Here is a 13,604-nt window from a genome sequence, read left to right on the forward strand (position 1 = left end):
TGACGAAAGGATCTTCCGGATAAATCCCAGGAACCTGTGGCGGGGCAAAGGGCTCTACTGGCAGAGCCCTGTTTAGCCGAAAAAAGGACCAGCCGATGCGCCTGCCTTCTTCCCCTGTGGGCCAGGTCACAATTCACCACCACAAACTTCCAGCGCGCTGGCTGCGACCCTGGTCTGACAACGCTGCAGCCGCACCCTTGAAGACGTCACCTGGAGACTGCCATGTCTGCTTCCTATCCGGGCACCCTACTCTCGCTGGGTAGTATCAACGCCGACTTCGAGGTGCGAGTAAACCAGCCGGTCGGTAGCCGCGAAACGCTCTTGGCGCACGATTTTTCCCGCCTGGCTGGCGGCAAGGCCAGCAACACGGCCTGGCTTGGTGCCTGCTTTGGGCACACCAGTCGGTTGTTGGGTCGTGTAGGTGATGACGATCTGGCGGAACAGGCTTTGGGTCGGTTGCGTGACGCTGGCGTGGATCTGAGCGCAGTTACCGCCGCGGCGAATACGCCAACGGGGATGTCGATGATCATGGTGCCGCCAGACGGCAAAAAGCACATCGTACTTTCGACCAACGCCAATGATTGCTGGGATGAAGCGGCTATCCACAAGATGTTGCAAGCCATTGCGCAGACCCGCCCACCAGCCTGCCTGATAGTGGATTACGAGGTGCCGGCCGCTGTAGCGCATCAGGCGATTGACACCGCTCAGCAACACGGCATCGCGGTAGTAGTAGACCCGTCTTTCCCGGACCGGGTAGAGCCGGATATGTTTGCCAAATTGCTGGCCATTACGCCCAACGCAGACGAAGCGCAAACCCTCACCGGAATACGCGTCAGCTCGGTTCACCAGGCGGCGCGGGCAGCAAGGCAACTGCATGAAAGCGGCGTGCAGATCGCCTGCGTGCGGCTCAGCGATGGCGGGTGTGTACTGGCCGCTGGCGATGGCACCATCCATGTGCCGCCCGGCCAGGCAGAACCGACCGACAGCACGGGTGCTGGCGATGCGTTCACTGGCGTATTCGCCATCGCTCTGCTCGAGGGCAAGGCGCCACAGGAGGCCGCCGTCTGGGGTGTGGCGGCAGCCAATATAGCCGTCACCGGCTACGGCTCCAAGCCTGCCTATCCGAACCGCGAAGACATTATCAGGCAAGCCCATTCGTTAACCAATCAGCCAAGGAACCTCGATGCGTCTGGATGAACCTCGCTGGCAGATCTATTTCAAACACTTCGACCCCAATGACCAGCGCCGCCGCGAGGCTCTGCTGGCTCTGGGCAACGGGTTGCTGTCATGGCGCGCCAGCGCACCTGAAGCTGCAGCTGCCCCGGCGGCATCGTCGCAGGTGCATTACGCGGGGTTCTATCGGGCGGGTTGGTACGACAGTGCCGCGCGTGAGGTAAACGCAGAGGCGGTACACATGGCCGCGCTGGTCAATTTACCCGACCCCTTCGGTCTGAGCTTTTCACTCGACGGCGAACACTGGTTTGGCCCAGCGGAGGCCGCACAGGGTTACCAGCAGACGCTGTGCATGAAGCGCGCCTTGTTGCAGCGGACGCTGCGGTTCCAGTTGGGCGGTGGTGACTTCAAGCTGCGCGAAACACGACTGCTGAGCCTGGCCGATCCGCAGTTGGCGGTCCTTCGTTGGGATCTGGAGCTGCCATCCGACTGTGAGCAACTGTTGCTGCGCTCGGTACTCGACGGCGGTGTAAAGAATGATCTGATCGACAAGAACCGCGCTTATGAGGGCGCGCGCCTGCGCGATATAGCCATTACCGCCGACTCATCTGGACGCGCTGCGCTAAGCGCTGCGCTGATTACGCTCGGGCGGCGGTTGGCAATGGCGCTACAGACAACCTGCAGCGCCGGCGCTTTGGACTGGCGCAGTGATGAGAAAAATCACCGGTTGGTACAGCAAGCGCGCTGCCACCTGGACGGCACGCGCCGCCTGACCATCGAGAAACGCGTGCGTGTGCAGGTGGATGATGAAATCCCCGTTGCTGCCGACGCAGCGCGGCAGCAGGTGCTTCACCAGTTGCCCGTCAGCGGTTTTGCTCGCTTGCTATTGTGCCACACACGGGCCTGGCGCCAGCTATGGGCGCGCATACCTCTAGCGCTGGACGATGCCACTCTTGAACGGCCATTGCGTTTGCACGTCTTTCATCTGATGCAAACGCTGTCGCCGCAGAGTCTGGGGCAGGATCTTGGTTTCCCGCCACGCACCTGGCAGGAGGGGTATTTTGGCCAGGTGTTCTGGGATGAAATCTTCGCCTATCCGTTTCTGACGACGCATTTTCCGGAGCTTGCCAGGGAGCTGCTGCATTACCGCTATCTGCGTTTGGACGATGCCCGCGAGCGCGCCCGCCGCGCCGGCCTGCGCGGCGCCATGTTCCCCTGGCGTAGCGCCGATACCGGCTGGGAGCAGACACCGCCGTTTCAGTGCAATCCGTTGTCCGGTCACTGGATGCGGGACCATACCTGGCGGCAGCGCCATGTTGGCTCGGCCATAGTCCACGATGCCTGGCAGCTCTACCTGGCCACAGGCGACGAGGACCTACTCGCCGGTGAAGCGGGTGAGCTGATGCTTGAGGTAGCCCGTTTCTGGGCCAGCATCGGCCAGTGGGAACAGGAGCGATTTGTGATCCGCGGCGTAATTGGTCCTGACGAGTATCACAACCTGCCACCGGGCAGCGACGAGCCTGGCCTGGATAACAATGCCTATACCAACCTGATGGCGGTCTGGGCCCTGTCGGTAGCGCTTCAGGCGCTGGATATACTGCCGCGCGATAGAGCTCGAGCCTTGTGTCGACGCGTGGCGCTGCAGTCCGGCGAGCCGGCAGAGTGGCATCGGATCATCCGCAACATGTACCTGCCAATCCGTGACGACGGTGTGCTTGCGCAGTTCGATGGTGTCGAGGATTTGAAACCCGTACCGGATGATTGGAAAAAAGGTGACCGGCCCCGCCTGGACTGGATGCTCGAAGCCAAAGGTGACCGCGCTGACGACTATCGTCTGACCAAACAGCCGGACGTGCTGATGCTGCTTTACCTGTTTCCCCAACCGGCGCTGCGCGCCTTGCTCGAAGGCCTCGGCTACGAATTCTCCGATCAGGCGCTGCGGCGCACTGCAGATTACCACCTGGCTAACCTCACGCATGAGTCGAGCCTATCCAAGGTGGTTTGCGCCGGCGCGCTGGCGTGTTTCGATCCGAGCGCTTCCTGGGCATTTTTTCGGCGCAGCATGGGCGTTGATCTCGACGCCCCTGCGCAGGGTGGCACCATTGAAGGGGTTCATCTTGGCGCCATGTCGGGCTCGCTCGACGTGCTGCAGCGCCACTATCTTGGCATTCGGCCGGCACTGGACGGCTTGCATGTATTCCCTTTGCCGCCCGAGGAGCTCGACGGCGTCAGTCTTGACATCGGCTATCGCGGGGCGCGCTTTCAGTTCAGCCTGCAGGGGCGAGAGCTGCAGATAGACGCCCACCCGAGCAATGCCGAAGCCATGCCGATAACCCACGCAGGAGGCCGACAAATGCTGGCGCCGGGCGAGCGTCTTGTTCTGGACTGCCTCCGACCTCATCAATACAGTGTCAGGTCATAGCTCGCCGCGCTTGGCCATCGCCTGAATGCGGTCTGCGGTGCGGCAGGCGATGGCTTGAATGGTAAGCGAAGGATTTACCCCGCCGGAGGTAGGAAATACTGAGCCGTCGCAAATCCACAGATTGGGTATATCCCAGCTACGGCAGTCGGCATCCACCACACTGCTGGCCGGATCAAACCCCATGCGCGCGGTTCCCAGCAGATGCGCGGTCCCGCCGGTTTCGGCCCAGATATTACTGGCGCCGATGCCCTCCAGGCCTCGCTGCATGAAGCCAAGGGCGTGATTCACCAAGCGATGGTCGTTGTCGCCCATCGACCAGGTTACCCGGGCGATGGGTAACCCGTACTGGTCTTTCTGCTCGGCCAGCGTTACTCGATTGGCTTCCTGCGGCAGTGTCTCTCCAACGATTTTCAGCCCCACCTGATGGTTGTACCAAGCCATCTCATCCACCAGCTCCTGCCCCCAGAGACCACGGCTGCCAGCCAGCGTGGTGGCCCATGCTGCGGGTAGCGGGCCTTGGCTCATGATTGCGTAACCGCCATGAAAGTCCTTGCTTGCATCCTCGTAATTCCAGTGTTCGGTAATTGCCAATGAGGGTGGGCCCTTGTACCAGCGAATCTCCTCCTCTACCCGGCCCCAGACCGCCTGATTGGTATGTACCATCAGATTCTTGCCTAGCAGCCCACTGCTGTTGGCAAGACCGTCCGGGTAACGTGGGTTGGCGGAGTTGAGCAGCAGCCGAGGCGTTTCTATCGCGTAACCGGCAACGACCACGTTACGTGCACGCTGGAATCGCCATTGCCCTTGACGTTGGTAGTGCAGGCCACTGACCAGCCCGTCGCTAGCGGTTTCAATACGGCCGACCATGGCCAGATCACGTACTTCGCCGCCTGCCTGCACAGCACGGGGAATCCATGTATTGAGCACACTCTGCTTGGCGTTGGTAGAGCAACCGGTAACGCAGAAGCCACGGTAGACGCAGGGCGGCGCATCACCGCGCGGTGCCGAGAGCGTGGCCAGCGGCGTTGCTGCCCAATTTACGCCCATGGCATCGCAGGCCTTGGCCAGTGCCAGCCCCGACGCATTTATTTCGTGCTGCCGATAGGGATATCGCGGCCGCTTTGGCCCCCACGGATAACGCACCGGGCCAGAAATTTTCAGGCTTTGTTCTACCTCCCGGTAGTAATGCCACATCTCCCGCCAGTCCAACGGCCAATCGAAGCCGTAACCCAGCAATGACCGAGCCTTGAACCATTCCGGGCGCATGCGCAGCGAGACCATCGCAAAATGCACCGTGCTGCCGCCCACCGATTTGCCGCTGTTGTTGGTACCCAGCTGCAAGGGGTTGGCCCCGTCGCACAAGCGCTCATCGGTCCAGAAGAGTTTCTGTTGATGGGCCTCATCCGAGGCAAAGTCTTCCAGCGGACGCCACCAGGCGCCCGCATCAAATACCACCACGGAAAACCCTGCTTCGGCCAGTTTGCATGCCAGGGTCCCTCCCCCTGCGCCGCTGCCGACGATGGCGAAGTCCACCGCCTCGTCCTCAGCATATTCGCGCATCGGCAGCCAACCACCACGGCGCATCACATCCGGAGCACGCCCCCTGCCACCCCGCGGCTCGTGCAGAGCCTCGTAGAGCGGGTCAACGAACATGCCGGTTCAATTTCCGCGCCTGATTGTTATCGCCTGGGCGCGCTTGCGCCGCCTCCCAGCCATCGCGACTGTTCTCTGCCAGACGTACGTAACCCCGCGGGCTGGCAGGTCCGCCGAAACCCAACTCGTTCCAGGCGGTGGGATGGCTGTAATAGGCGGCGCAGATATCGTGCAGCAGCCTCTGCTGGAAGCACAAGGCGGCCGACATTCCCTGCCACGCTGGCCCCGACAGTTCATCGCGCTGCATGGCCGTGAGCAGTTCGTCCTGCTGCGCCGCTCGCAATTGCGTAAAGGGCTGCTGGTGCTGCTGCTCGGCCGTCAGGTCCAGCGCATCCAGTGCCCGTATCCAGGCCACCTGCAGCGACGGCAGACGGCTATCGCGGTAACCATCACTCCCATGGCTGATCTTCTGTTCGACCATGGCGGCCAAAGGCACTGACGGTCTATCGTCTGGCTGCGGCACTATGCGCTCGCATACCGCCTGCAAGGTATGCCATTGCGTCGGATTGAAGAAGCCGGCCTCGTTACGCAGCGCCAGGCGCTGCGCCACTACCTGCCGGCTCGGCTCGTTCCATGATGGGCCCTGGCGCTTGCGCAATACGTCGTAATCAGGATAGCGCGGTAACATCAAAGCCTCCGGGTGGTCGCTGGCGGTTTCTCTTCATCCAGCAGTGAATGCGCTGCCAGGCCAGCCAGCGCCAGACCGGTAAAACTCGGCGGCGCTGGTAGTGGCGGCCCTGCCTGCACGTTCTGTCGCCAGTTACGCCAGCCCCCGTTGTTGCGGGCTACTCCCAAGGCATGAAAGCCAGCCCCGGCGAAGCCCATGAAAGCGCTAGCGCGCAACATCAGACGTGACCACCAGCGCAACCGCTGTCGCCGGGGGCTGGTCACTGCGCTGGCAGCCAGCAGCACCCCGGCGAGGGGAGGCAGGCTCACGGGGAGAAACATCGCCGGATTCTGGAAGGAGCCGCGAAAATGCAGCAGCCCTGCTTCGGTACTGGTGCCCAGTAACCCACCGGCGGCCATCAAGGCCACTGACTTACCAGCTGGCAGGCCAAATACGCGTGGGCGCTGCTCGCCGCTGGCATTGCGCAGGCGCTCGGCGTAGTGGCCCAGGAGTCCAGACAGCGCCAGCGCCGAAGGTGCACCCAGCGGCGCGGCATAAAACAGATTGCTCCAGCTGAAGCCACCCGGTCGCTTGCTGACGTTGTATAGATGAAAGCCGCTCCCTATCACTCCTGTCAGCCCGGCGAGCAGGTAGATGGGGTTACGTCTTTTGCTGGCCACAGTAGCGGCGTCGCTCTGCCCGTGCCCGCTGGCCAGCAACGACAAGGTCGAGGTAACCAGCGGCGCGTACATGGCACGATTGTGAAAGTCGCCACGGTAATGCTCCAGCGCACTGTCAAGCGCGACCGAGGTGGCCAACAGCCCCGCGCCACGATTGAGCGTGCGCGCGGCATCCACCAGGGTTCCCGCGCTGGGGGTAAACAGTAGGCCGCGGCCGCGTTTCTCGTGTTTCTGCCAACTCAGCGAGGCGGCACCCACTGCGGCAGTGGCACCCAGAGCGAGTAGCCTGAGCTGTGTGCGAGACACCATGAACCCTCCGTCAAGCTGCGTAGCGTTGCGCATCTGCCCGGCGCAGTCGCAGGCCGTGACCGGGCTGCGTCAGGTCAGGCGTGATATGGCCATGTAACAACTGTGGTACGCCCTCAAACAGCATGGATTCCAAGCGCACATGATCGTGAAACCATTCCTGATGACGAAGACGCGGTGCGGCGCAGCAAAGATGCAAATGCAGCGCCGGGGCACAATGTGCTGAAAGCGGCAGGTGGAAGGCGTCGCACAAGGCGGCAGCCTGCATGAAGCCGGTGACGCCGCCGCAGCGCGTTACATCAGCCTGCAACACATCGACGGCCTGATGCTCCAGCAAGTGGCGGAAATCATCTGCGGTATAGCCATACTCACCGGCTGCTACATCCATGTTCTGTCCGCTGGCATCAAGCGCTTGGCGCACCTGATGCAGGCCCGCAACATCATCCGAGCTGACCGGTTCTTCAAACCAGCTCACTTGCTGCTCTTCAATTCGCCGCGCAAAAGCAATGGCGCTGCGTGGACTGTGCGCGCCGTTGGCGTCGATAAACAGACCCGCATCGCCCACCGCCGCGCGTGCGATCTGCACGCGCCTAGCCTCGTGCACGGCATCGGCGCTCACCTTCATCTTTATCCAACTGCAGCCGCCCTCTTCGACCCAACTGGCCAGTTGATCACTCAGGCGCGCATTATCGTAGTTGATAAAACCGCCGCTGCCGTAGACCGCCACCCGGTCACGGCGTAGCCCCAGCAGCTGCGCCAGTGGCAGGTTCAGCAAGCGCGCCTTGAGATCCCACAGCGCCGTATCGATGGCAGAAATCGCACAGGCAGCCAGGCCGGAGCGGCCGAGATTGCGCACGCTGGACCACAAGCGCTCATTTATCTGTCCGATAGCCAAAGCATCCTGCCCTTCTACCGAGGCGCGCAAGTGGCCGTTTATCAGCGCCGCAAGCGAAGCGTCGGCGTAGGTGTATCCGATGCCGGTCTGGTTGGCCGCATCAAGCTCTACCAGAATCAGCGTGGTTGCACCCCAGCTAAGAGTACCGTCGGTCTCGGCGGCATCGGTGGGCACACGATAAGCGCTCACCCGCAGCTCGCGGATACGGCTATCTGCCGGCACGCTCATTCGTTGTCCTTGTGATGCCCCGGCATGACCGAGCCAAGCACCTGTTTGGCCGTCTGCCTGATGATGCCCGCCTGGTTTGGATCGCCCTGCAGCAAGGTGGAAGCGTAGGCCTTGGCCTGCTCCAGCTTGATGTGCGGCGGTAACGGCGGCACGTTGGGATCGGTCTTGAACTCGATCAGCACCGGTCGATCAGCCGCCAAGGCTTCATCCCAGGCGCTGGCTACCTGATCGTCGCGATCCACAAAAATGCCCTTGAGGCCAATGGACTCGGCAAAGCGGTGATAGGGCACATCGGGAATATTCTGCGAGGCCTCGAATTTGGGGTCGCCTTCCATCACCCGCTGCTCCCAGGTCACCTGATTCAGGTCTTCATTGTTAAACACGCAGCAAATCCACTTGGGGCTGTCCCATTCGCGCCAGTATTTGGCGACAGTGATCAGCTCTGCCATGTTGTTCATCTGCATGGCCCCATCGCCCACCATGGCGATGACAGTGCGCTCGGGATAGGCGAACTTGGCGGCAATGGCGTAGGGCACGCCAGCGCCCATGGACGCCAAACCGCCAGACAGTGAACACATCATGCCGCGGCGTATCTTGATGTCGCGGGCAAACCAGTTGGCACAGGAGCCCGAATCACTGGTGATGATCGCCTGATCCGGCAAACGGGGTGACAACTCCCAGGCCACGCGCTGGGGATTGATCGGCTCGGCGGTGGCCATCGCTCGCTCTTCCAGCTCCTCTTCCCATTTTGCGCGCCATTTCTCGACCTTCTGCCGCCAGCTGCGATCACTCTTTTGCTCGAGCATGGGCAGCAGTGCGCGCAGGGTTTCGCCAGTTTCGCCCTGCAGATTGACCTCCATGGGGTAGCGAATGCTCAGCATGTCGGCCTTGATATCGATCTGCACACCGCGCGCCTGTCCTTCTTCGGGCAGAAACTCCGAATAGGGGAAGCCTGAGCCAATCATCAGAAAGGTGTCGCACTCGGTCATCAGCTTGTAGCTTGGCTCGGTGCCGAGCAGGCCAATAGAACCGGTCACCCAGGGCAGGTCATCGGGCAACGCCGCCTTGCCGAGCAGCGCCTTGGCCGCGCCGGCGCCCAGTTTCTCGGCGACCGCGATCACTTCATCGGTCGCTTGCAGCGCGCCAGCACCGACCAGTATCGCTACCTTCTTGCCGGCATTGAGCACTTCTGCAGCGCGGCGCAGGTCAGCTTCGTACGGCATCACCTTCGGTTTGCTGTAGCCAATGCCTGATTTCACCGCGCCGTGGCTGCGCGGCGGCTCGGTGTATTCGGCATCCTGCAGATCGTTAGGCAGAATGACGGCGGTCACCCGGCTCTCACCCACGGCAGTGCGAATCGCCCGGTCCACCAGATGACGCACCTGCGCTGGCGCACTGGCCTGCTGCACGAAGGCACCCGCTACATCCTTGAACATGGATGGCAGATCAATCTCCTGCTGATAATGCGTTCCCAGCGCGGTGCGCGCCTGTTGACCGGCGATAGCCAGTACCGGCATATGGTCAAGGCGTGCGTCATAGAGCCCGGTCAATAGATGCGAAGCGCCGGGGCCGGAAGTAGACAGGCACACCCCCAGTCCGCCAGTGAACTTCGCATCCGCCGAGGCCATGAAGGCGGCCATTTCCTCGTGCCTTGCCTGGATAAACCGGATTTTGCCGTTGGCTCGGTTAAGCGCGCCCAGCACCCCGTTGATACCGTCACCGGGGTAACCATAGATACGCCGCACACCCCATTGGTAAAGCCTTTCTACGAAGTAATCCCCGACCGTCATGCTGCCCATGCTGGAGCTCCTCCTGGTTGCTGATGCAAGCAGAGATGCGCGGGAACGCAAAAGCGCCACGGTCCAGATATATATCCCACAGCCCAGAGGCGGCATATCTGATCTGACATCACCAACGACGCGCGAGCTTCTCTGCCAAAGAACAATGCTTGATAGTGCTTGCGATACCGTCGACGCCAGCGAAGTTCAACCATTTTCGGGCTGCGCTCGCGCCGTCAAGGCGGAGCGAACGCGAAGCAGGGATGGGCGGTCACAAGGGAAGACAAGGGAGGCTTTGATGGAATCGATTGTTGTGCTGCTGGCCGCTCTGGTAGCGGCTGTAACCCTGTGGGACCAGTTTGTCACCGTGTTCAGCACCAGTGGTGCCGGGCCGGTCAGTGGGCGTTGTTATCGCACTGTGTGGCGGGCGCTGCTCTGGCTACATCAACGGCGCGCTATCCATGGCGCCTTGCGCTTTGCCGGCCCGGCGATGATCCTGTGCAGTATTCTCGGCTGGTATCTGCTGCTGACGCTGGCCATCTTTCTGATGCTGGCAAGCCATCCCGGCGCAGTAATTAACGGCAGTACCGGCGAACCGGCCGACTATCTGCAGACGCTGTATTTCGCCAATACCACCCTGTCCAGTCTGGGTTACGGCGACTGGGTACCAGCCGGCTATCCCTGGACCCTGATCAGCACGCTGGGCACACTGATGGCAACCATCGTGCTGACGGTGTCCCTGTCATATGTGTTGTCGGTGGTGTCGGCAGCAGTGCAGAGGCGTAGCCTGGGAACCAGCATTTTCGCGTTGGGCAACACTCCGGCCGAGATAATCGACAGCGCGCGTTTGCATGATCCCGCGGGCTCGTTGAAGAATTACCTGCTGAACCTATCGCTGAGCATCGACCAACAGGGTTTGCGGCATCTCGCCTTCCCAGTGTTGAAATACTTTCATGCAACCCAGCATCAGCAGTCTCCTGCGCGCGGCTTACTGCTGCTGGCAGATACACTCTTTGTGCTGGAGCTGAGCCAGTCGGCTTCATTCCAGGGCCTGACCCGTGTGCTACGCAGCAGCATAGAAAATTTTGTCGGCTTCAGCAGAGTCGGTCCCGCCATGGCTGCAACCAGCGACGCCCACAGTGAACCGGAGCGTGAATACCTGCGTCAGCTCGCTGCTCGCCTGGGCGCTCGCCCGGAAGAAAATGAGTTTGCCGACCGCTATCAGGAGTACCACCCCTTGCGCAGAAGGCTACTGGCGTTGTGCGCAGAGGATGGCTGGGCGACCCAATAGCCATCGACAGCGCTGGCAAACCTCAAACTATGCTCTGTCAGCTCTGGCGGTCGTTGGGATTGCCGGCGCCTGCCCAAGTACGCACGAGGCAGTCAGGGCCCGCGATCAGCGCCTACAAGCAGCGCAAATATATGCATACATCTGCTGCCGGCGGGCCTAATATCCCTGCATCTGCCACCTATAACAAAAAGCAGCCGCACCGTGATCACAAAGCCAGCAAATGCACAGCAAAAAACAGGTTTTCTCTTCTATCGCGCGCTGATGATCGTCGCTGCCAGCTTAGCGCTGACGGCGTGTTTGGACAGCAGCAACGGCTCATCAGAGGACGTCAGCGCCCCAGCGCCTGGCAACAAGCCCAACCTGATTCTGATCATCGCCGATGACGTGGGCGTCGACCAACTGGCCAGCTTCGGCTTTGGCGGCGTACAGCCGCCGGCAACGCCCACCATCGACAGCCTGGCTGCGACGGGCCTGCGTTTCAGTAATACCTGGTCAATGCCCACCTGCTCCACTACGCGCGCCGCGCTCTTCAGCGGCCGATATCCGCCGCGTACCAACGTCAATACCGCCATTGTCTCCACCGACTTCGCCAACTCGCAGATGTCGCCCTTCGAGCGTTCACTGCCCCGTGTATTGGCCGACCAGGGCTATGTCAGCGCCTATATCGGCAAGATTCACGTGACCGGCTCCGACGTCAACCCGGCCAACCATCCCTTCGGCGATGAGGCGATCAGAGCCTTGGGCTTTGATTATTTCGCCGGTTACTTTGACGGCGGTCCGCGCCCGATTGACGTTACCGCCGGGCTAGACAATCTCGACCCCAGCGCGCAGCCGTTCAGCTGCGGCTTTGTACCCCTGGCTGCGGACCATCCGCAGGGCGCCGACAGCGGCGCCTGCTATCAGCCAAGCGGTGCCTGCTCAGAGCTCAGCACTGCCACCGACCCGGTCCCTGGCAAGGCCTGTCTGGAAGCTAGTGGCCTGTTCGATCCCGGCCAGGTGTGTGCCGACACGCTGCCGACCTATCTCGACTTCACTCGCCAAAACGCCTACTACACTGCCGAAGTCACCATCAGCGAAGAAACCGGCTCCCAGCGCCTGGATGTAGACAATCCCGCTACGCGCCTGTATCGCAGCCAGCTGGAGTCCAATTTTGCTATCGACTGGATGGCTGCCCAGAACACCGATCAGCCATGGATGCTCACGCTCGGCTATTCAGCCTCGCATGCGCCATTGCAGCCCGCCCCCGCCAGCCTTGCACCGGAAGCCGGCGCGCTGGACAGCGGCATCGACTGTGCCGACGGCGCCGATACCCGCAAGCTGATGAACCAGACCATGGAAGCATTGGATACCGAGATACGCCGGGTACTGCTTGCCGCCGGGGTGTATACCGAAAACGATGCCGGCGAGCTGGAATACAATCCGGCCAGCAATACGGTGGTTGCATTCATCGGCGACAACGGCACCTATGGCCCGGTGGTCAAGGAGCCTTTCCTGCCGGCACGCAGCAAGGGCACGGTATATCAGGGCGGAATCTGGGTGCCCCTGATCGTGTCTGGCGCAACCGTCGAGCAACCGGGGCGCGCCGTGAATGCGATGGTCAACTCGACTGACCTTTACCATCTTTTTGCCACCCTGGGCGGCGCTGATCTGAGCGCACCCGTAGTGGCCGAGCGGCTGGATGCGCAACCCATGGATGCCTATCTGGCCGGCCCGGAAGCCTCGCCGGTGCGCGACAGCAACTTCTCCATGTCGGGCCGCAACCTGGCCAGCGAAGTCCCCCAACCCTGTGTGCTGACCGATGTGAACATCTGCCTTCAGCTCTTTCCGCAAGAAGGATTGTGCATATCCGAGGGCGGCACCTGGTATGGCGATGGCGGCGTAGTACCCGGCCAATCGTTCAGCTCCTGCTGCGCGGTCAACGCCTACCGTGTTGATGAGGGAGAAGCGCCGTTCGACATTCTCGCGGAAACCCAACGTACGGTTCGTGATGACAGCTTCAAGCTGTTGCAAATGGAAGAGCCCAACTGCGATGCCGGCGGCCTGACTCAGAGCTACGAGTTCTACGAAATCAACGAAAGCGGATCGGCCCTGGGACTGGACAACCTCCCCGCGCAGGATCTGCTCACCCGCCCATCGCTCACGCCGGTACAACAGCAGCACTACGATGACCTGCTGGCCGAGCTGGACAAGGTGATCAATTCAGAGCCCAACTGTCCTGGCGACGGCAACCTGGACCGGGTCATTGACGAGCAGGACCTGACCGACTGGGCCTACTTTTCCGAGCTCAACCAGGGGCGTTCCAGCTGGTATGACTTCAACTTGGACGGGGTGACCGACGCGGCAGACCGTCAGATCATTGAAGACAATCTGGGACTAAGTTGCCTCTGAGCTGTCTTTGGGCTGACGCCTGTTCTGCGGGCTGCCCCGTCTGCAGAACAGGGGATGCACTATGAGCTTTTGCTGCTGACCTCGCGGCCCGCAGGCTGAATCAATTGGCCTGGGTATCCACTCCAGGCTTGATAAAGCGCTCGCACCCGCTCAACACCAGGATGGTAAGCGCCGGCAGAAAGG

The 13,604-nt window shown here is 61.5% G+C and carries 9 protein-coding genes; 4 read left to right on the top strand and 5 right to left on the bottom strand.

Annotated features, from left to right (window positions below):
* The first annotated feature begins 222 nt into the window (after positions 1-222).
* Both V7756_RS13040 and V7756_RS13045 read left to right on the top strand, forming a co-directional pair.
* Positions 223-1,197, top strand: a complete 975-nt coding sequence (locus V7756_RS13040; RefSeq protein WP_335610622.1) for a PfkB family carbohydrate kinase — start codon at positions 223-225, stop codon at positions 1,195-1,197.
* A complete protein-coding gene (locus tag V7756_RS13045) occupies positions 1,184-3,595 on the top strand; it encodes a glycosyl hydrolase family 65 protein (RefSeq protein ID WP_335610623.1) in 2,412 nt (803 codons plus the stop codon). The genes V7756_RS13040 and V7756_RS13045 overlap by 14 nt, the downstream gene beginning before the upstream one ends.
* Here V7756_RS13045 and V7756_RS13050 read toward each other — a convergent pair.
* From V7756_RS13050 to V7756_RS13070, 5 genes are read right to left on the bottom strand one after another with little or no spacing between them, the layout of a single operon-like run.
* Entirely contained in the window at positions 3,590-5,248 is a 1,659-nt protein-coding gene (locus V7756_RS13050) for a GMC family oxidoreductase (protein ID WP_335610624.1), read from the bottom strand. The genes V7756_RS13045 and V7756_RS13050 overlap by 6 nt on opposite strands.
* A complete protein-coding gene (locus V7756_RS13055) occupies positions 5,238-5,876 on the bottom strand; it encodes a gluconate 2-dehydrogenase subunit 3 family protein (RefSeq protein ID WP_335610625.1) in 639 nt (212 codons plus the stop codon). Before V7756_RS13055 ends, V7756_RS13050 begins: the two co-directional genes overlap by 11 nt.
* Positions 5,876-6,844 (bottom strand): hypothetical protein, encoded by a 969-nt coding sequence (locus tag V7756_RS13060; RefSeq protein ID WP_335610626.1) that lies wholly within the window; start codon positions 6,842-6,844, stop codon positions 5,876-5,878. The genes V7756_RS13055 and V7756_RS13060 overlap by 1 nt, the downstream gene beginning before the upstream one ends.
* 10 nt (positions 6,845-6,854) lie before the next feature.
* The gene (locus tag V7756_RS13065) at positions 6,855-7,964 is read right to left on the bottom strand and encodes an enolase C-terminal domain-like protein (protein ID WP_335610627.1); all 1,110 of its coding nucleotides are present in this window, start codon (positions 7,962-7,964) and stop codon (positions 6,855-6,857) included.
* Positions 7,961-9,763, bottom strand: coding sequence for a thiamine pyrophosphate-requiring protein (locus V7756_RS13070; protein WP_335610628.1), 1,803 nt, complete (start codon positions 9,761-9,763; stop codon positions 7,961-7,963). The genes V7756_RS13065 and V7756_RS13070 overlap by 4 nt, the downstream gene beginning before the upstream one ends.
* 277 nt (positions 9,764-10,040) lie before the next feature.
* On the opposite strand from V7756_RS13070, the gene V7756_RS13075 reads away from it, so the two are divergent.
* Complete coding sequence (locus tag V7756_RS13075) at positions 10,041-11,033, top strand: potassium channel family protein (protein ID WP_335610629.1); 993 nt, start codon at positions 10,041-10,043, stop codon at positions 11,031-11,033.
* A gap of 297 nt (positions 11,034-11,330) precedes the next feature.
* Positions 11,331-13,421 (top strand): sulfatase-like hydrolase/transferase, encoded by a 2,091-nt coding sequence (locus V7756_RS13080; protein WP_335610630.1) that lies wholly within the window; start codon positions 11,331-11,333, stop codon positions 13,419-13,421.
* Positions 13,422-13,604 lie beyond the last annotated feature (183 nt).

The sequence above is a fragment of the Halopseudomonas sp. genome, assembly GCF_036961105.1.
Lineage (GTDB): Bacteria > Pseudomonadota > Gammaproteobacteria > Pseudomonadales > Pseudomonadaceae > Halopseudomonas.